Here is a 17666-nt window from a genome sequence, read left to right on the forward strand (position 1 = left end):
CTGCCTGACACTTGCCTTTTCTCCCCCGCTTGCGCCACAGTGTGCAGCGGAGAGGGAGTACATCATGAAACGACTGGCACTTGCCGCTGCGCTGCTGGCCACGACCCAAGGATTTGGCGCGCCGCTCGCCGCTGAAACGCACAAGGTTGCACCGGGCGAGGGCGCTGCTACCCGCTTGCAGGAGGCCCTGATCCTCGCCGCTCCGGGTGATGTGATCGAACTGGGCGCAGGGCGGTTTGTCATGACCGATGGCCTCAGCCTCGATGTCGATAATGTCACGGTGCGCGGCGCTGGCATGGATGAAACCGTGCTCGATTTCACCAATCAGCAGGGTGCGGGCGAGGGGCTGCTGGTTACCAGCGACAATGTCACCTTGCGCGATTTCGCCGTTGAAAACGCCAAGGGCGACGGGATCAAATCCAAGGGCGCGGACCAGATCATCTACCATGGTTTGCGGGTCGAATGGACTGGCGGGCCAAAAGCCAGCAACGGCGCTTATGGTATCTACCCGGTCGAAAGCACGAATGTGCTGGTGCAGGAAAATTATGTGCGCGGCGCATCCGATGCGGGAATCTATGTCGGTCAGTCGGAAAACATCATCGTGCGCCGCAACCGCGTTGTCGAAAATGTTGCCGGGATCGAGATCGAGAACTCCAATCACGCCGAAGTGACCGAAAACCTTGCCACGCAAAACACCGGCGGCATTCTGGTGTTCGATCTGCCGGGATTGCCCAAGGTGGGCGGTGGCAGCGTGCTGATTTCCCGCAACGCTGTGATCGACAACAACACTGACAATTTCGCGCCTGAAGGCAATATCGTCGCCAGCGTTCCTGCTGGAACCGGCGTGATGGTGATGGCCAACCGGCAGGTGCACATCCGGGATAATGCCTTGGTGAACAATGGTACCGCGAACGTTCTGCTCACCGCATATTCGCAGGATTTCAGTGATGAACGTTATGAACCGCGCCCTGTCGATATCCTGATCAGCGGCAATATTTATGGCCGCGCCGGTTTTGCACCGGACTTTCCCGGCGGCGGAGATCTGAAATCGGCGTTTGGCGGTGATCTGCCCGCAATCATTACTGATGGCCGGCATCAGGAATTGAAGGTGTGGGACCTGCAACCGATCCTTTCCCTGGGCCTGACCGACGTGAAGCAGGCTTTCGATCAGGCAAATCCGGCAGTTACCGTGCCTGATATCCCGCAGATATTGCCGCCTGTCGCCAGCCTTTCTGTCAAGCTGCCGCAGGAAATGGAGGCGCGGCTGAAGTGAGGCAGGCGACGCTTCTGGCCCTGTCGTTCGGCCTGCTGATGGCCTCGATTGCCGGCGCGCGCACGCCGGCGTCGGTGAACGATGCCGCCGTGATCGACGGCATGGCCCGCCACCTGTCTGAATATCGCTTTTTCGTCCTTCCCCAGACGCAGGTGCCAGCGCGGGGTGTCCACCCCTATACGCTCAACACGCCCTTGTGGTCGGACGGGGCGGACAAGCTGCGTTTCATCTACCTGCCTGAAGGCACGCAGCTGGCGGCAGACGGGCAAGGCCTGCTGCAATTCCCCGTCGGCGCGGCGATCATCAAGACCTTTGCCTTTGGCGAAGGGGCGGACCGCCGCCTGATCGAAACCCGCGTGCTGCTGCACCGTGCCGATGGCTGGACGGCACTGCCCTATCGCTGGAATGCCGAGCAGACCGAGGCGACACTGGCTCTGGCTGGCGGGCGCATCGATCTGGTGACGCCTGCGGGGGAAGCGATCTCCTATGCCATCCCCAACAAGAACCAGTGCAAATCCTGCCACGGCAAGGATGGCGAAGTGATCCCGATCGGCCCCAAAGCGCGTAATCTGTCTGCCGAATGGCTGGACGATATGGGCCGCAAGGGCTGGCTTGCAGGTGACACTTCCGGCGGCGACCGGCTGCCTGACTGGCGCACCCATGCCAGCGGCCCTGCCACGCCGCTGGCACGCGCTTACCTTGATGTGAACTGCGCCCATTGCCATCAGCCGGGCGGGGGCGCGTCCAATTCGGGCCTCGATCTGCGCTGGGAGCAGTCGGACGCGCAGGCTATCGGCATCATGAAGCGCCCGGTCGCCGCAGGGCGCGGGGCGGGCGGGTATGATTTCTCGGTATTGCCGGGCCAGCCTGACAAGTCGATCCTGCTGTACCGGATGAACAGCGCCGAACCCGGCGTCGCCATGCCGGAACTGGGCAAGGCGAGCGTTGACCGAGAAGGCGGGGCCGTGGTGCGGCGCTGGATATTGGAGATGACACCGAAATGAAATGGGTCTGGCGCGGGTTGCTCGCGATTGTTGCGCTGCTGGTGGCCGCTTTCCTGATCTTTCGCACGCCCGATACCGATGCGGCGGAAATGCGGGCCAAGTATGGCGGGCCGCCCTCGCAATTCGTTGATATCGGCGGCGGCGTAACCGTCCACCTGCGTGATGAGGGGCCCAAAGATGCGCCTGCGATCCTGCTGCTGCATGGCTCCAACGCCGATCTTCATACGTGGGAGCCATGGGCCGCAGCGCTGAAGGGCGAATACCGCGTGATCCGGTTCGATCAGGTCGGCCATGGCCTGACCGGGCCTGACCCGCAGCATGATTATAGCCGCGACAATTACGTCGCCGATGTGCGGCAAGTGGCAGACAAGCTGGGGCTGGATCGCTTTATCCTTGGCGGCAATTCGATGGGCGGGAAACACGCGCTGGCCTTTGCCGCGGCACACCCTGAGCGGGTGGCGGGCCTTGTGCTGGTTGATGCCAGCGGCGGGCCGATGCTGGAGGACAAGGGCGACAAGGCCCGGAAGGACAGCGGCGGCGGCAATATCGGCTTCACCATCGCGCAGACGCCGGGAATCAATCTGCTGGTGGAACAGATCACGCCGCGCGGCCTGATTGCCCAAAGCCTTGAACAGTCGGTTTCAGTCAAATCGGTGGCGAGCGAGGCGGCGGTGGATCGTTACTGGGAACTGCTGCGCTATCCCGGCAACCGGCGTGCGACGCTCAAGCGTTTTGGCTATCCCTATGAACCGCTGACCGAGGGCGAGATTGCGGCGATCACCGCGCCGACGCTGATCCTGTGGGGCGAGGAAGACCGGCTGATCCCGCTGGCTGCCGGGCAGTGGCTGGCAAAGACAATGCCCAATGCCACGCTGAAAGCCTATCCGCAGATCGGCCACCTGCCGCAGGAAGAAGCGGTCAGCGCGACGCTTGCCGATCTCGGGCCGTGGCTTACCGATCACGCTCCCGCCCCAAAGCCCGAATAACTCCCGCAGCATTGCCTAGGGCACTGGACGGGCAGAGTGCTTGGCCGTTACATCTGTTCGCAACTGCACACAGAATCGAAGGGACGGCCGGCTTTGCGCAAACTGGGGATCATCGGCGGCATGAGCTGGGTTTCGACCGCGACCTATTATGACCGTATCAACCGCATCGTCCAGAAACGCGCCGCCCCGATGGCGAGCGCGCCGCTGCTGATCGAAAGCCTGGATTTCTGCCAGCTTTATGCCCTGGCCGAAGAACGCGACTGGCAGCGCGCATCGGAAGTGCTGGTGGACAGCGCCAAACGACTGGAAGGGGCAGGGGCCGAAGCGCTGATCATCGGCGCCAATTCCATGCACCGCCTGTATGATGATGTTGCGGCTGCGGTCGACATCCCGATCCTGCACATTGCCGAATATGTCGGCATGGCGATGAAGCGGGCGGGCACCACCAGCGCTGCATTGCTGGGCACCCGCAATGTGATGACCGAAAGTTTCTACCGCAAGCGGCTGGTTGCCCACGGTATCGATCTGTTGCCGCCCAACATGGAATATGTCGAGATGCTCGACCGGATCATCTATGATGAACTGATGGTCGGCAAAGTCACGCGCGAGGCGGAGCGGACGCTGAAGACGATCATCACCAACAAGGCGCAGGAAGGTGCCAGCGCGATCGTGCTGGCCTGCACCGAACTGGATCTGGTGGTCGATGTGGATGCGAACGTGTTGCCGATCTTCGACAGCACGCGAATCCACTGCGAGGCCGCGGCCGACTGGATCCTTGAACAGGAAATCGCGGACTAATCCTCGGCTCGTCGGGGCGGCAGGCCGTTTCGCCGTATTGCAGCATTTTGCACAGCGCAAAGGTTTGCAAAGGTTAACGCTCGCGACTAGGCGCCGCCGCGGATTTTGCCACGGAAACGTAACAGGCATCATCCGGGTCTTCGGGTCGCACCGACAGGCCCTTGGGGCCGTTCTCCTCCCCCCCAATCACCGGAGGGCGGCCCCATAATATCTCCCCACATCACCAGTTTCGCCGGATTTGCCGCAGGTTCCCGACCTGTTCCGGTTGAGGTGCGCTGCCGCCTCCCCTAGTTGGCGAGAGATGCCCCGCGCCCCCTACGCCGCCAACCCCGAAGCCCATGGTCCGCGCGAGTGGAGCGGTACGCCCGAAGGCGGAACCCGCGGCCCGCGCAGCGCCTTCCAGCGCGATCGTGACCGGATCATCCATTCTATGGCGTTCCGTCGGCTGAAATCGAAAACACAGGTGTTCATCGCCCCCGATGGCGATCATTACCGCACCCGTCTGACCCACAGCCTTGAAGTCGCGCAGATCGGCCGCGTGCTGGCGCGCGCGCTGGGTCTTGACGAAGATCTGACCGAAGCGCTGTGCCTTGCGCATGATCTGGGCCACCCGCCCTTCGGCCATGCGGGCGAGGCGGCCCTATCTGACGCGATGGAGCGCCACGGCGGGTTCGATCACAATGCGCAGGCGTTACGCACGGTGATGCGGATCGAATGCCCCTATCCGCAGCATGACGGGCTGAATCTGACATGGGATCTGCTGGAAGGCCTCGCCAAACATAACGGCCCGGTTACCGCGCCGGGCTGGGCGCTGGCGGAACTGGACGATGCATTCCCGCTGGAGCTGGAAACCTGGCCTTCGCTGGAAGCGCAGATTGCGGCGGTGGCGGATGACATCGCCTATGACAATCACGACATCGACGATGGCCTGCGCGCCGGGTTTTTGAGCCTTGATGATCTGCTCACACTCGATTTCCTCGCAGACCAGTGGCGTAGCGTCGAAAAACGCTTTCCCCACGCGCCAAGGGAGCGTCTGCTGCGCGAGATGATCCGCGACCAGATCGGCCTGATGGTGAATGATGTGCTTGAACATACCGCCGCGCAGACAAGCGACGTGGGTTCGGTGGCCGAAGTGCGCGCGGCGGGACGGCAGTTGGCCGGCTTCTCGCCCGCAATGGCCGCGCAGGAACGGCGGTTGAAAAGTTTCATGTACGAACGCCTGTATTATCACCCCGAACAGGTGGCCGCAGCAGAGCGTGCGCGCGATGTGGTTGCGCGGCTGTTCGCCGCCTATTCGCAGGATGCGCGGCTGATGCCGGCCGATTGGCAGGCACGTCTGCCCGCGCAGGAACCGCAGCGCAGCCGTGCCATTGCCGATTTCATCGCCGGGATGAGCGATCGTTTCGCGATGCAGGCCGTCGATGCGATCTATGGCGAGCGGCCAAAGGGGTTGATCAATGTCTGATCCGCGGCGCACCGGCCCTGCGCGGGTGGCGCTGGTTGGCGCGACCGGGCTGATCGGGCGCCGCGTGATCGAAATTTCCAGCGCGGGTGATGATGTGCGGATTGTCGGCATTGCCCGGCGCGAGGCTGCGCTGCCGCCGGGTGCGCGGATGGAAATGTTCGTGGCAGAGCCGGACAAGTGGGGCGAAGTGCTGCAAGCGGTGCGTCCGCGTGCGTTGATCTGCGCGCTGGGCACCACCATGAAGAAAGCAGGCGGCGATGAAGCTGCCTTCCGCGCGGTCGATCACGATCTGGTGCTGGCCACCGCGCAGGCGGCAAAGGCGGCAGGCGTGCCCAACATGGTGTTGGTCAGCGCCGCCGGGGCCGATGCGCTCAGCAAGAACTTCTACATGCGAGTCAAGGGCGAGACCGAGGCCGCGCTGTCGAAGGTGGGTTTCAAGCGGCTCGATATCCTTCATCCGGGCCTGTTGCGGGGCACGCGTGAGGGTGATCTGCGGCTGGGGGAGCGCGCCGCGCTTATCGCCGCGCCGCTGGTCGATCCGCTGTTGTCGGGTTCGTGGCGGCGGTTCCGTTCGATAGACGGCGATGTCGTGGCCGAAGCGGCACTGGGTTTTGCGCTGCGCCGTGCGGGCGGGCGCTTTACCCATGATAATGATGCGATGCGCCGCGCGGCGCGTGAATGGCGCCGGACAGGCGAGATGGGAGAGGCTGCATGATCGACTGGAATGCATGGTTCAGCATGGTCAATCTGCTGGCGCTGATCGCCTGGGCCGCGCTGATCCTGCTGCCGCGCTGGCCAGCGCTGCTTTCGGGCGTGCTTTATCTGGGTGTAGGCCTGCTGTGCCTGATCTATTCTCTCGGGCTGATCGGAATACTCACCGGCCTGCTTTCTGCCGAGGGCGGCGGCGGCGCGGACTTTACCACCATTGCGGGCGTGCGAGCGATTTTCGGCAGCGATGCGGGCGTGACGATCGGCTGGACGCATTACCTCGCCTTCGATTTGTTCGTGGGTCTGTGGATCGCGCGTGATGCCGATGCCAAGGGCGTATCGCGCTGGGTGCAGGCACCGATCCTGCTGGCGACCTTCATGGCCGGGCCGCTGGGGCTGCTGCTGTGGCTCGGCATTCGCGAACCGATTGCGCGGCGGCAAGGGCGGTTTCGCTAGACCGGCGCGCAACCATGCGCTTAATCTCTTCCGCAAACGCTTTTGGGAGAGAGCACAATCATGGCGCGCAATGCCTATCACGATCATCACAATTTCGATGCGATCATGCACTTCTGGGCGAAGGAACGCCCCGATGGCCCGGCCTTCGATCAGGACGGGCGGATCATCACCTATGCCGGGGCCGATATTCTTACCCGCCAGTTGATCGCCCTGTTCAAGGCGCGCGATATTGCGCCGGGTGACCGTATCGCGTGGCTCGGCAAGAACCGCGATACATACTTCCTGCTTTACATTGCGGCAGCGCGGATGGGGGCGGTGATGGTGCCGGTCGGCTGGCGGCTGGCTCCGCGTGAGATTGCCTATATTCTCTCCGATACTGGGGCGAAGCTGGTGTTTGCCGATGCAGACTTTGTCGATACGGCCCACGCAGTCGCCGCCGATCTGCCCGCCAACCCGGAGGTGATCGAAGGGGAGGCGGCGCTGCGGGCAGCGGCCGGGTTCGAACCTGCGGATTACACCCCGCCCGGCGCCGATGATCCGGTGTTGCAGCTTTATACATCGGGCACCACGGGCAATCCCAAGGGGGCGATGCTGTCGAACACCAACCTGCTGGGCCTGCGCAATGCGGGCAACGAAGCAGGGCTGGATTGGCAGTATTACGAGCCCGACGACTGCATGCTGGTGGCCATGCCGTGCGCGCATATCGGCGGCACCGGGCTGGTGAACATCGCCGTGGCCAACGGCGTGCGTTCTCTGGTGCAGGCGGAGTTTACCCCCGTCGGTGTGCTTGAGGCGATCGAGGCCGGGGCCACCCACATGTTCATCGTGCCTGCCGCCTTGCAGATGGTGGTGCAGCACCCGCGCGCCGCGACCACCGATTTCAGCAACCTCAAATACCTGATGTATGGCGCCGCGCCGATGCCCTTGGAATTGCTGAAGGAAGCGGTGCGGACCATGCCGACCACCAAATTCCTGCAAGCCTATGGCATGACAGAAACCAGCGGCACGATTTCGATCCTGCCGCCGGAAGATCACTCGACAACAGGCAACCAGCGGATGCGCTCGGCCGGCAAGGCCTGCCCCGGCGTGGAGATCGAAGTGCGCGATGCCGAAAACCGCGAAGTGCCCCGCGGCGAAATCGGCGAGGTCTGCATCCGCTCGCCGTCCAACACCGCCGGTTACTGGCGGCTTCCCGAGGCCACGGCCAAGACAATCGACCCCGACGGCTGGCTGCACACCGGCGATGCAGGCGTGATGGACGATGATGGCTATGTCTATATCCAGGACCGCATCAAGGACATGATCATCTCCGGCGGCGAGAACGTCTATCCCGCCGAAGTCGAAAGCGCGATTTACGGCCACCCCGCCATCGCCGAGGTCGCGGTGATCGGCGTGCCGAGCGCAAAGTGGGGCGAGGAGGTCAAGGCCTGCGTCGTCGCCAAGCCGGGGCACGAGGTTGATGCCGCCGATGTGATCGCTTGGGCACGGGAACGGATTGCCGCGTTCAAGGCGCCCAAAAGCGTCGATATCATCCCGCTGATGCCGCGCAACGCCAGCGGCAAGATCCTGCGCCGCGAACTGCGCGCGCCCTATTGGGAAGGGCAGGAGCGCCAAGTTTCATGAGCGCAAGACAACACGCGCCCGCCACGCTGCGCAACCGCGATCCGATTGCCGAGGTGCTGGCACGTGAATTGCCCGCCAGCGGCACGGTGCTGGAAATCGCAGCGGGAACGGGGGAACACGCGGTGTACTTCGCCGAACGCTTCCCTGCGCTGACATGGCAGCCGACCGATCCTTCGGCAGAGGCACAGGCTTCGATTGCGGATTACGCGGCGGAGTATGAGGGCATCAATCTCGCCGCGCCGCTGCTGCTGGATGCTGCGGCACCCGATCACTGGCCGGTTGCGGCGGCTGACGCGATTGTCTGCATCAACATGGTACATATCAGCCCGTGGGAGGCGACGCTGGGCCTGTTTGCCGGGGCTGCTCGTGCGCTGGCTGCATCAGGCGGGCCGCTGATTCTTTATGGCCCGTACATCGAACAGGGCGTGGAGACTGCGCCCTCCAACCTCGATTTCGATGCCAGTCTCAAAGCGCGCAATCCGCTTTGGGGCCTGCGCAAAGCCGAAGCGCTGGATGAGGTCGCGGCAACCCACGGCATGGGGCGGACAGCACGTTACGCACTGCCCGCCAACAACATCATGCTGGTTTACCGGGGCTAGTTTCCGGCAAGATCAATCAATCGCGCGTTCGCCTGCGCGGCCGACCGATTTGATATCGTCACCCACGCCTTGCACGGTGTTGCAGGCGGTTGCCGACAGAGTGATCGCAGCGAGTGCGGCGGCAGCAAGCATATTGCGGAACATCAGGCAGATCCTTTCGATTGATTCAAAGTCGTTCAATGCATGAAGCTACAAAAGTATTCCTGACAAAAGCATGAAGCCACCGCAATCGCTGCGTTCGGTCAGATTTCTTCCTTCACTTCGCGCGATGCGGACTGGAGGTCTTCGCCGGCGCCTTCGACAGTGTTGCAGGCCACAGTGGTGACAGCAACGGTGCCGAGTGCCAGCACGGTGACAATGTTACGGATGGTCATGGCAGTGTTCTCCTACGGGAATGCCCGTCAGCCGCAACCGGGCTCCGCGCCGCAAAGGTCCATCCTAGTCGCCGGAATGCACCCGGGATCGGGCAAGTTGCCGTTCACGCCATGCAATCAGCAGTCCGGCAGCGATAATCAGCGGTGCGCCAAACCATAGGCTGGCAGGCGCAGCGCGGTCGAACACGGCGTAGCCATAGAAGCTGGCCCACAGCAGCGCCGTGTAATCCATCAGCAGGATCACCGCCGCCGATCCGAACCGCAGTGATGTGGTGAGCAGGATTTGCGCCAGCACCCCCATCAGCGCCATCGCCAGAATAATCAGCCAGGTTTCGCCATCATGCGCGCCGATTACGAAGGGCATGCCCAGCGCGGCAACCGGCGTGCTGAGCGCTGCAAACCAGAACACGATGCTCCACGGGTTTTCTGTCTTGTTGAGATCCTGGATCTGGAAACTGATGAGCGACACCATCAGCGGGGCCATGAGTCCTACAGCGATGCCCACCACGCTAACGCCTTCATGCAGTCCGCCAAATGGCTGCATCACCACGATCACACCGGCAAAGCCGATCACCACCGCCGCCCAGCGATAGGGGCCGATCTTCTCGCCGAACAGCACCATGGCGATCAGCACGGCAAAGACCGGCGCGGTAAAGCCCAGCGTGGTCGCTTCTGCCAGTGGCAGCAGCAACACCGCGCCATAGGTGAACAGCATGCCGAACAATCCGGTGGCAGAACGGCGGGCATGGGACGGCAGCCGGGTGGTCTTCAGCACGGCAAGGCGGCCCGACAAGGTCAGCCCGGTGCCGATCAGGACCGCCGCCAGCAACTGCCGCCAGAAGATCAGTTCAACCAGATGCGCGCCGCGTTCGCCTGCCAGCTTCACCAGCATCGCCATCGTTGCCAGCGCGAGCGCGGCCAGCAGCCGGATACCAAGCGCCAGCAGCGGGCGGGGGCGGGCGATCGAGCCATCCATCGCGGGTGGGCTTGGCCGAGGCGCAGGGATTGCGCAAGCGCGTGCGAAGCCCATATGCGCGGGTAATGGATGCTATCACCCAATTCGAACTGCTTAGCGATGCAGGCCAGCTGGCGATTACCGGCGGGCTGCTGTGGGTGTTTGCGGCGTTTGCCGGTGTGATGGAACGCCGCCGGGCCAAGCGCCGCGATGTCGACCGGCTGGAACAGGTCGGCTGGGTGCCGTGGCTGGGCCTGTTCATGCTTTCCGCGATGATCGGCGGCGGGATGCTGGCGATGAGCTTGCCTGCGGTGATCGGGAGTATGTAACCCGCCAAGGCGGCTGTCGCTGACCAAACGACGCCGAAGGCGTCGCAAGGCCGACCGGCCGCCGGCCGGTTAGGCCGAATGATCCGGGCCGGACGGCCCGGATCAGCGTGTCAGAGACACGCCTCCAAATAAGCCTGATCAAACCCGAACTGGCGGGCCTTTTCCAGCGTGTAGGGGCGCAGGCCCGAAGCGCGGAATTCGCCGAGGATCTTCCCGTCGTCGGTCTCGTCCAGGTATTCGAACTTGAACAGTTCCTGCGTCACGATCACATCGCCCTCCATCCCGATCACTTCGGTGATGTTGGTGGTGCGGCGCGAACCATCGCGCAGACGCTTTACCTGCACGATCAGATCGACCGATTCGGCGATCTGGCGGCTGATGGCTTCCTTGGGGATCTTGATGTCGCCCATCAGGATCATGTTTTCCATACGGCCAAGGCATTCGCGCGGGCTGTTGGCGTGGAGCGTACACATCGACCCATCGTGACCGGTGTTCATCGCGGCGAGCAGATCGAAACATTCCGCGCCGCGAATTTCCCCCAGGATGATGCGGTCAGGGCGCATACGCAGGGCGTTCTTCACAAGATCGCCGATGGTGATCGCGCCTTGCCCTTCAAGGTTGGGCGGGCGGGTTTCCAGCGGCAGCCAGTGCGGCTGTTGCAGGCGAAGTTCGGCCGCATCTTCGATGGTCAGCACGCGCTCGCCCGGATCGATCATTTTCGACAGGGCGTTGAGCATGGTGGTTTTACCCGAACCCGTACCGCCTGAAATGACGACATTCATCCGGCACGCGCCTGCGATTTTCAATGCCGTACACATCTTGTCCGACATCGAACCGAAGTCGCGCAGCATATCGAGCGTGATCGGCTTTTCGGAAAACTTACGAATCGAGATCGCGGTGCCGCGCAGCGACAGCGGCGGCACGATCACGTTCACACGAGAGCCGTCCTTGAGGCGGGCGTCAGCCAGCGGCGTGGTCTGGTCAACGCGGCGGCCGACCTGGTTCACGATCCGCTGGGCGATCTGGAACAGGTGCTGTTCGTCGCGGAACCGGATCGGGGCAAGGGTCAGCTTGCCCTTCTTTTCGATGTAGGTCTGATCCGGCCCGTTGACCATGATATCGGACACGTCGGGATCGTTCAGCAGTTCTTCGAGCGGGCCAAAGCCGAGCAGCTCGTCGATCAGCACCTTTTCCAGCGCAAACTGTTCGCGCCGGTTCAACGTGACCTTCAGTTCGGCCAGCACTTCAAGGATGATCGGGCGGAATTCTTCGGAGAGTTCTTCCTTTGACAGCGTTGCCGCCGCTTCGGGATCAACCCGTTCGAGCAGGCGCGGGAGCACCTGTTCTTTGATCTTGTGGACGCTGGCTTCAAAGCCGCCGACTTCGGAACTGCCATCGTTGACCGAAGTCATGCGTTCGTTCAGGCGATCCATCGCCTCTGCCGTGGTGGTAGGGCGGCCGGCCGAAGGCGCAGGGGCTGGCCGATCAGGGGCAGCTTCGCCGGGAATCGGCGGGAACTGTTCGCCGCCACGCGGCGCTGCGCCGTTCGCCCCTTTCATCGGACGGGCTACACCAAAGGCAGGCCGTGCGCCGGTTTTCACCCCGCTGACATTACCTTTTTTGCCAAATGCGCTCATTCCCAGCCCCCAGGCTCTCAACCATTACGCCGCTTTCGCGCCAATCTTCCGAATGGTGCGTCTCGAAGAATGGTGAATAATCGGGAAAGGTTGTTTTTTTCCTAAGGATCGCGGCTGCGGCATGGGAGGAGGCTTCGGGGCAGAGGCATCGCTGAAGAGGCACCGGCGGCTTGCCATTCGCTCTGCCGCGCCGCAAAGGCCCGCGTCATGAATGATTACCAACGCAGCGGGCTGGGACTGGCCGTCGCCGGTTTCATCTGCCTTTCGCTCGGCGATGCTGTGGTGAAATCCATGGCGGATCAATGGCCCGCGATTGCCGTGGCGGCCTTGCGGTTCAGCATCGGCGGGGCGGTTCTGTCTGTGCTGTTGCTGCGCAGCGAAGGGCCGCGCGCATTCATTCCCACCCACCCCTGGCTGCAACTGGCCCGCGGCATTTGCCTTGCGGTGGCTTCGGTCAGCTTTTTTTCGGCGATTTATCTGATGCCGCTGGCCGAAGCGATGGCGATTGCCTTTCTGTCGCCGGTGCTGACCCAGTTGCTGGCAGGCGTGCTGCTGAAAGAGGTGATCCACCGCCGGGTCTGGTATGCGTCGCTGGCGGCCTTTGCCGGGGTGCTGATCGTGCTGCGGCCCAATCTGGCCGAACTGGGCCTGGCCGCGCTGCTTCCGTTGAACGCGGCGCTGTTCATGGCGTTGCTGATGATCACCAACCGCGCCAGCGCCGGGCAGGGCAGTGCGCTTTCGATGCAGGTCTTTGTGGCGCTTGTCTGCGCGCCGATCCTGATTGCTGGCGCGGCGGCAGCGCGGCTTTCGGGCATTGCGGCGTTCGAATTCGGCTGGCCGAGCTGGGATGTGGTGCTGCGCTGCGCAGTTGTGGCCTTCACTGCCAGCGCCGCACACTGGCTGGCCTATGTCGGCGCGGCGCGGGCAGGGGCGGCGGCGATTGCGCCGGCGATCTATGTCCAGATGATTTCGGCCATCGGTCTGGGGTGGTGGTGGTTTGGTGACCGGCCCGATCTTGCCACGCTGGCCGGCGCTGCGCTGATCGTCGGATCGGGGCTGTATCTGTGGCAGGCCGGAAAATCGCCGCGAACCACGTAATTGCGGGGCTTGCTGTTAAGGCCTGCACGGTTAGAGCATGGGCTGACAGACAAGAGGGAATGGCAGGCAATGTGCGGCATTATCGGGATTGTGGGCAATACAAGCGTTGCCGACCGGCTGGTCGATGGGCTCAAGCGGATGGAATATCGCGGCTATGACAGCGCCGGGATCTGCACGTTGCATGAAGGCGCATTGGTGCGCCGCCGCGCAGAAGGCCGTCTTGCCAATCTGGTGACGGTGCTGGCAGGCGACCCCGCCCCCGGCAATGTCGGTATTGCACATACCCGCTGGGCCACCCACGGCGCGCCGACCGCTGCCAATGCCCACCCCCATGCCACCGGCGAAGTGGCGATCGTGCACAATGGCATCATCGAGAACTTCAAGGAATTGCGCGCCGAACTCGCCGCGAGGGGCCGTGTGTTCGAAAGCGAGACCGATAGCGAGGTGGTCGCCCACCTGATCTCTGCCGAGGTTGAGGCCGGGGCCGATCCGGTCGAGGCGGTGCGCGAAGTGTTGCCGCGTCTGCGCGGTGCCTTTGCGCTGGCCATCGCCTTCCGTTCGCATCCTGACCTGTTGATCGGCGCGCGGCTGGGGTCGCCGCTGGTGCTGGGATATGGCCCCGAAGGCGATGATGCGGAGATGTATCTCGGGTCTGACGCGCTGGCGCTCGCCCCGCTGACGCAGCGCATCAGCTATCTGGAAGAAGGCGATTATGTTGTGCTGCGGCGCGACGGCGCACAGATCTACGATCTCGAGAACACCCCGGTGACGCGTGAAATCCGCGCCTCGGGCGCTTCGGCGGCGGCGGTGGAGAAGGGCAATTACCGCCACTTCATGCAGAAGGAGATTTACGAGCAGCCCACCGTGGTGGCGCAGACGCTCGCCTCTTATTTGCGCCGTTCTGACAATTCGGTTGCGCTGCCGCAGATCGATTTCGACCTGTCGAGCATCCGCCGCCTGACCATCGTGGCCTGCGGTACATCTTTTTACGCGGCGATGGTGGCAAAATACTGGTTCGAACAATTCGCCCGCGTGCCGGTGGATATCGATGTGGCGAGCGAGTTCCGCTATCGCGACCCGGTGCTGGAAGAGGGCGGGCTTGCGCTGTTCATTTCTCAGAGCGGGGAGACGGCGGACACGCTCGCCGCGCTGCGCCATTGCAAGGCCAACGGGCAGACCATCGGCGTAGTCGTCAACGTGCCGACCAGCACCATGGCGCGCGAGGCCGACCTGCTGCTGCCGACCCATGCCGGGCCGGAAATCGGTGTCGCATCGACCAAGGCTTTCACCTGTCAGCTGGCCGTGCTGGCCGCGCTGGCTGCGCACATGGCGGTGAAAAAGGGCCGCTTGACCCGCGATCAGGAGGCCGAAATCGTGCGCCACCTGCTCGAAGCGCCAGCCGCACTGAACGCTGCGCTGGATCATGATGATGACATCGCGTCGATGGCCCATCTGATCGCGCCTGCCCGTGATGTGCTGTATCTGGGACGGGGCCAGGATTATCCCCTGGCGCTGGAAGGTGCGCTGAAACTCAAGGAAATCAGCTATATCCACGCCGAAGGCTATGCCGCAGGCGAGATGAAACATGGCCCGATCGCGCTGATTGACGATGCCGTGCCGGTGGTGGTGATCGCACCATCGGGCCCGTTGTTTGAAAAGACCGTGTCCAACATGGAAGAAGTGCGCGCCCGCGGCGGGCAGGTTGTGCTGATTTCCGATGCGCAGGGGCTGGCCGAAGCGGGGGACGGCTGCATCGCGACCATTGAAATGCCGGTGGTTCACCCGCTGATCGCGCCGCTGGTCTATGCAATCCCGGTGCAATTGCTGGCCTATCACGTCGCCGTGGTGAAGGGCACCGATGTCGATCAGCCGCGCAATCTCGCCAAGTCGGTGACGGTCGAATAATTCGCTGCTGATCCACCAGCAAGTTACGAAAAATCGCGCAAGATACCTGCAACCTTTACCGCAACCTAACCTTTGCCGACCTATGGGCAGGCATCGTGAATGAACTACCAACTCTAATCGTTCCTGCCCGCCCCGCAGAAGTGCCGGCTTCGGTCGTCCTCGGATTTTCCGACCGGGCAGACGTGGATTGGGCGCGGCTGCGCGGCCTGCAATATTCGGCGCTCGCCAAGATCGCGTTTTATCGCGTTTTTTCGCACGCGTTGCTGGCCGTGTTCGTCGCGCTAATCTACATGGACACCGTCGGGTTTCTCGGGATCGCTGGGTGGATTGCCGTGTTGGCCGCGGTGCATACGCGCGGATACAAGCTTGATCTGACGCTTGCCGATACCCAGCGGCGTCGTATCTCGCGCAACGAACTGAACCGCCAGACGATGACTGCGGTATTCTCCGGCCTTGTCTGGGGCAGCGCCGTGCTTGTGTTCCCGTTTTTCGGCACGCAGGGCGAACTGATGGCGATGCTGATCGTGATCGCGCTGATGGTTTCGGGCTCGGTCTTCTTCTTCACCGCCGCCCCGAAAGGCATCCTGTGCTTCAGCACGATCGTGAGCGTTGCCGCGATGCTGCAACTTGGCTTTCACGGCCACTGGATGGCGGTGGTGGCGGTGTTGCTGATGCTTGTTGCGGCCGTGATCGGCACGATCGAGGTGGGCCGCACCTATCTTGCCGCCCGCATGGCTGAAGCGGCTGTGACCGAAAAGGAAGAGGTTGTATCGCTGCTGCTGCGCGAGTTCGAGGAGAACGAGGCAGACTGGCTGTGGCAGATCGACCCGGCGCGGCGCCTGCGGTTGGTCAGCCCGCGCTTTGCTTTCGCGCTTGGGCGCACGCAGGAAAGCATCGAAAGCCGGCCTTTGCTTGAGATGATTGCAGGCAGCAATTGGGAAAGCGGGAACCTTCCGCCAAGCCTGCACGATCTGGCCGAACGGTTGAAGAACCGCGAGAATTTCTCGAACTTGCTGGTGCAGGTTTCGATCCTTGGCGAAGAACGCTGGTGGGAACTTTCCGGCACACCGATGCGCGATGAACAGGGCCGATTCACCGGCTTTCGCGGCGTAGGTTCGGATGTGACCGAACAGCGCAATTCGTCCGAAAAGATTGCCTATCTGGCACGGTATGACACACTGACGCATCTGCCCAACCGCCTCATGCTGACAGAAGCGCTGGGCGAAGCGGTGCGGTATTCGCATCAGTGGCGCGCACGCTGCGCGTTGCTGATGGTTGATCTGGACCGGTTCAAATCTGTGAATGATTCGCTCGGCCATCTGACCGGCGACAAGCTGCTGGCGCAGGTTTCAGCGCGGCTGCAATCACTGATGGGCGAAAACCAGATGGTCGGGCGATTGGGCGGCGACGAATTTGCGATCGTTCTGCGCGAGGTCCATTCCGCATCAGCCGTGCGTGATCTGGCACACCGGGTGATCGAACGGCTGACCGAACCCTATCAGGTCGATCACCATACGCTGTATATCGGCGCCAGTGTCGGCTCTGCCGAAGGCCCGCGTGATGGCCACAGCGTTGAAGAGTTGATGCGCAATGCCGACCTTGCGCTGTATCAGGCCAAGGATCTGGGCGGCGGCGCGCATTGCCGGTTCGAGCCCGCATTGCATGCCTCTGCCGAGGAACGCCGCAAGCTGGAGATGGCCTTGCGCAAGGCGCTGGGGCGCGATGAACTGTTGCTGCACTATCAGCCGGTGGTCGACGCCCGCAGCGAATCCGTGGTCAGTTTCGAGGCGCTGGTGCGCTGGAACAGCGCGGAACACGGCTTTGTCAGCCCCGGCAAGTTCATCCCGCTGGCCGAAGATACGCGCCTGATCGTGCCGATCGGCAAGTGGGTGATGCGCAAGGCGTGCGAGGAAGCTCGCAACTGGCCTGATCACGTCAAGGTCAATGTCAATGTCTCGCCCGAACAGCTGCTCGAGCCGGATTTCCATAACGACGTGATAGAAGCCCTCGCAGCCAGCGGCTTGCGGCCCGAACGGCTGGAAGTCGAAGTGACCGAAAGCATCTTCCTGCGCGATGCCACCGTGGCGCGCACTGCGCTGGAACGGGTGATGGCGCTGGGCTGTTCTGTCGCGCTTGATGATTTCGGGACGGGTTATTCTTCACTCGGCTATCTGCGCAAGCTGCGGTTCTCGACCATCAAGGTCGATCGCACCTTCGTGCAAGGCGCAGCGCAAGGCAGCGTCGAAAGCCTTGCGATCATCAACGCGGTGGTGGCGATGTGCAAAAGCCTCGATATGTCGACCACAGCGGAAGGGGTCGAGACATCAGAGGAAGCCGAACTGATCCGCAACCTTGGCTGCGACAAGATCCAGGGCTTCTATTTCGGGCGGCCAATGCCTGCCGAAGATGCGTTGAAGCTGTTCCAGATCGTGCGCGAAATGCGCGCCTGACCGGCC

General features: G+C 62.8%; 17 protein-coding genes. 13 read left to right on the top strand and 4 right to left on the bottom strand.

The genetic code is table 11. The features are described 5' to 3' along the window. The first annotated feature begins 64 nt into the window (after window positions 1-64). From IP79_RS00595 to IP79_RS00635, 9 genes are all read left to right on the top strand, one after another. Window positions 65-1273, top strand: a complete 1209-nt coding sequence (locus IP79_RS00595; RefSeq protein ID WP_054117333.1) for a parallel beta-helix domain-containing protein — start codon at window positions 65-67, stop codon at window positions 1271-1273. A gap of 38 nt (window positions 1274-1311) precedes the next feature. After that, complete coding sequence (locus IP79_RS00600) at window positions 1312-2277, top strand: SO2930 family diheme c-type cytochrome (protein ID WP_054117948.1); 966 nt, start codon at window positions 1312-1314, stop codon at window positions 2275-2277. Beyond that, window positions 2274-3263, top strand: coding sequence for an alpha/beta fold hydrolase (locus IP79_RS00605; RefSeq protein WP_054117334.1), 990 nt, complete (start codon window positions 2274-2276; stop codon window positions 3261-3263). Before IP79_RS00600 ends, IP79_RS00605 begins: the two co-directional genes overlap by 4 nt. A gap of 93 nt (window positions 3264-3356) precedes the next feature. Continuing rightward, window positions 3357-4061, top strand: a complete 705-nt coding sequence (locus IP79_RS00610) for an aspartate/glutamate racemase family protein (protein ID WP_054117949.1) — start codon at window positions 3357-3359, stop codon at window positions 4059-4061. 301 nt (window positions 4062-4362) lie between these two features. Continuing rightward, on the top strand, window positions 4363-5526 hold the full coding sequence (locus IP79_RS00615) for a deoxyguanosinetriphosphate triphosphohydrolase (protein WP_054117335.1): 1164 nt from the start codon (window positions 4363-4365) through the stop codon (window positions 5524-5526). Further along, a complete protein-coding gene (locus tag IP79_RS00620; protein ID WP_054117336.1) occupies window positions 5519-6241 on the top strand; it encodes an NAD(P)H-binding protein in 723 nt (240 codons plus the stop codon). Before IP79_RS00615 ends, IP79_RS00620 begins: the two co-directional genes overlap by 8 nt. Beyond that, complete coding sequence (locus tag IP79_RS00625; protein WP_156317990.1) at window positions 6238-6690, top strand: ABA4-like family protein; 453 nt, start codon at window positions 6238-6240, stop codon at window positions 6688-6690. Before IP79_RS00620 ends, IP79_RS00625 begins: the two co-directional genes overlap by 4 nt. Before the next feature lie 60 nt (window positions 6691-6750). Then, window positions 6751-8313, top strand: coding sequence for a long-chain-fatty-acid--CoA ligase (locus IP79_RS00630; protein ID WP_054117337.1), 1563 nt, complete (start codon window positions 6751-6753; stop codon window positions 8311-8313). Continuing rightward, complete coding sequence (locus IP79_RS00635; RefSeq protein WP_054117338.1) at window positions 8310-8912, top strand: DUF938 domain-containing protein; 603 nt, start codon at window positions 8310-8312, stop codon at window positions 8910-8912. The genes IP79_RS00630 and IP79_RS00635 overlap by 4 nt, the downstream gene beginning before the upstream one ends. 12 nt (window positions 8913-8924) lie before the next feature. Here IP79_RS00635 and IP79_RS00640 read toward each other — a convergent pair whose 3' ends face one another. The 3 genes from IP79_RS00640 to IP79_RS00645 all read right to left on the bottom strand — a co-directional run bounded on the left by IP79_RS00640 (window position 8925) and on the right by IP79_RS00645 (window position 10262). After that, the gene (locus IP79_RS00640; RefSeq protein WP_054117951.1) at window positions 8925-9056 is read right to left on the bottom strand and encodes an entericidin A/B family lipoprotein; all 132 of its coding nucleotides are present in this window, start codon (window positions 9054-9056) and stop codon (window positions 8925-8927) included. A gap of 98 nt (window positions 9057-9154) precedes the next feature. Continuing rightward, entirely contained in the window at window positions 9155-9286 is a 132-nt protein-coding gene (locus tag IP79_RS15345; protein ID WP_156317992.1) for an entericidin A/B family lipoprotein, read from the bottom strand. A gap of 64 nt (window positions 9287-9350) precedes the next feature. Continuing rightward, window positions 9351-10262, bottom strand: a complete 912-nt coding sequence (locus tag IP79_RS00645; RefSeq protein ID WP_054117339.1) for a DMT family transporter — start codon at window positions 10260-10262, stop codon at window positions 9351-9353. A gap of 65 nt (window positions 10263-10327) precedes the next feature. On the opposite strand from IP79_RS00645, the gene IP79_RS00650 reads away from it, so the two are divergent. Then, window positions 10328-10570 carry a hypothetical protein gene (locus IP79_RS00650; RefSeq protein WP_054117340.1) on the top strand — a complete coding sequence of 81 codons (243 nt, stop codon included), beginning with the start codon at window positions 10328-10330 and terminating at the stop codon, window positions 10568-10570. A gap of 110 nt (window positions 10571-10680) precedes the next feature. Here the strand turns inward: IP79_RS00650 and IP79_RS00655 are convergent, their stop codons facing one another. Beyond that, window positions 10681-12207 carry a CpaF family protein gene (locus tag IP79_RS00655; RefSeq protein ID WP_054117341.1) on the bottom strand — a complete coding sequence of 509 codons (1527 nt, stop codon included), beginning with the start codon at window positions 12205-12207 and terminating at the stop codon, window positions 10681-10683. Window positions 12208-12414: 207 nt separating this feature from the next. On the opposite strand from IP79_RS00655, the gene IP79_RS00660 reads away from it, so the two are divergent. From IP79_RS00660 to IP79_RS00670, 3 genes are all read left to right on the top strand, one after another. Beyond that, entirely contained in the window at window positions 12415-13305 is an 891-nt protein-coding gene (locus IP79_RS00660; RefSeq protein ID WP_054117342.1) for a DMT family transporter, read from the top strand. A 69-nt stretch (window positions 13306-13374) separates the two neighbouring features. After that, on the top strand, window positions 13375-15210 hold the full coding sequence (gene glmS / locus IP79_RS00665; protein WP_054117343.1) for a glutamine--fructose-6-phosphate transaminase (isomerizing): 1836 nt from the start codon (window positions 13375-13377) through the stop codon (window positions 15208-15210). A 95-nt stretch (window positions 15211-15305) separates the two neighbouring features. Then, entirely contained in the window at window positions 15306-17660 is a 2355-nt protein-coding gene (locus tag IP79_RS00670; protein WP_054117344.1) for a putative bifunctional diguanylate cyclase/phosphodiesterase, read from the top strand. Window positions 17661-17666: the final 6 nt, after the last annotated feature.

The organism is Porphyrobacter sp. AAP60 (genome assembly GCF_001296025.1).
In the GTDB taxonomy this organism is placed as follows: domain Bacteria; phylum Pseudomonadota; class Alphaproteobacteria; order Sphingomonadales; family Sphingomonadaceae; genus Erythrobacter.

What these genes read in the sequence shown, in the direction of transcription:
- IP79_RS00660 (WP_054117342.1), top strand. Translation starts at nt 12,415, where the DNA reads ATGAATGATTACCAACGCAGCGGGCTGGGACTGGCCGTCGCCGGTTTC.
- IP79_RS00615 (WP_054117335.1), top strand. Translation starts at nt 4,363, where the DNA reads ATGCCCCGCGCCCCCTACGCCGCCAACCCCGAAGCCCATGGTCCGCGC.
- IP79_RS00620 (WP_054117336.1), top strand. Translation starts at nt 5,519, where the DNA reads ATGTCTGATCCGCGGCGCACCGGCCCTGCGCGGGTGGCGCTGGTTGGC.
- IP79_RS00630 (WP_054117337.1), top strand. Translation starts at nt 6,751, where the DNA reads ATGGCGCGCAATGCCTATCACGATCATCACAATTTCGATGCGATCATG.
- IP79_RS00650 (WP_054117340.1), top strand. Translation starts at nt 10,328, where the DNA reads ATGGATGCTATCACCCAATTCGAACTGCTTAGCGATGCAGGCCAGCTG.
- glmS (WP_054117343.1), top strand. Translation starts at nt 13,375, where the DNA reads ATGTGCGGCATTATCGGGATTGTGGGCAATACAAGCGTTGCCGACCGG.
- IP79_RS00600 (WP_054117948.1), top strand. Translation starts at nt 1,312, where the DNA reads ATGGCCTCGATTGCCGGCGCGCGCACGCCGGCGTCGGTGAACGATGCC.
- IP79_RS00635 (WP_054117338.1), top strand. Translation starts at nt 8,310, where the DNA reads ATGAGCGCAAGACAACACGCGCCCGCCACGCTGCGCAACCGCGATCCG.
- IP79_RS00625 (WP_156317990.1), top strand. Translation starts at nt 6,238, where the DNA reads ATGATCGACTGGAATGCATGGTTCAGCATGGTCAATCTGCTGGCGCTG.
- IP79_RS00640 (WP_054117951.1), bottom strand. Translation starts at nt 9,056, where the DNA reads ATGTTCCGCAATATGCTTGCTGCCGCCGCACTCGCTGCGATCACTCTG.
- IP79_RS15345 (WP_156317992.1), bottom strand. Translation starts at nt 9,286, where the DNA reads ATGACCATCCGTAACATTGTCACCGTGCTGGCACTCGGCACCGTTGCT.
- IP79_RS00645 (WP_054117339.1), bottom strand. Translation starts at nt 10,262, where the DNA reads ATGGATGGCTCGATCGCCCGCCCCCGCCCGCTGCTGGCGCTTGGTATC.
- IP79_RS00595 (WP_054117333.1), top strand. Translation starts at nt 65, where the DNA reads ATGAAACGACTGGCACTTGCCGCTGCGCTGCTGGCCACGACCCAAGGA.
- IP79_RS00605 (WP_054117334.1), top strand. Translation starts at nt 2,274, where the DNA reads ATGAAATGGGTCTGGCGCGGGTTGCTCGCGATTGTTGCGCTGCTGGTG.
- IP79_RS00655 (WP_054117341.1), bottom strand. Translation starts at nt 12,207, where the DNA reads ATGAGCGCATTTGGCAAAAAAGGTAATGTCAGCGGGGTGAAAACCGGC.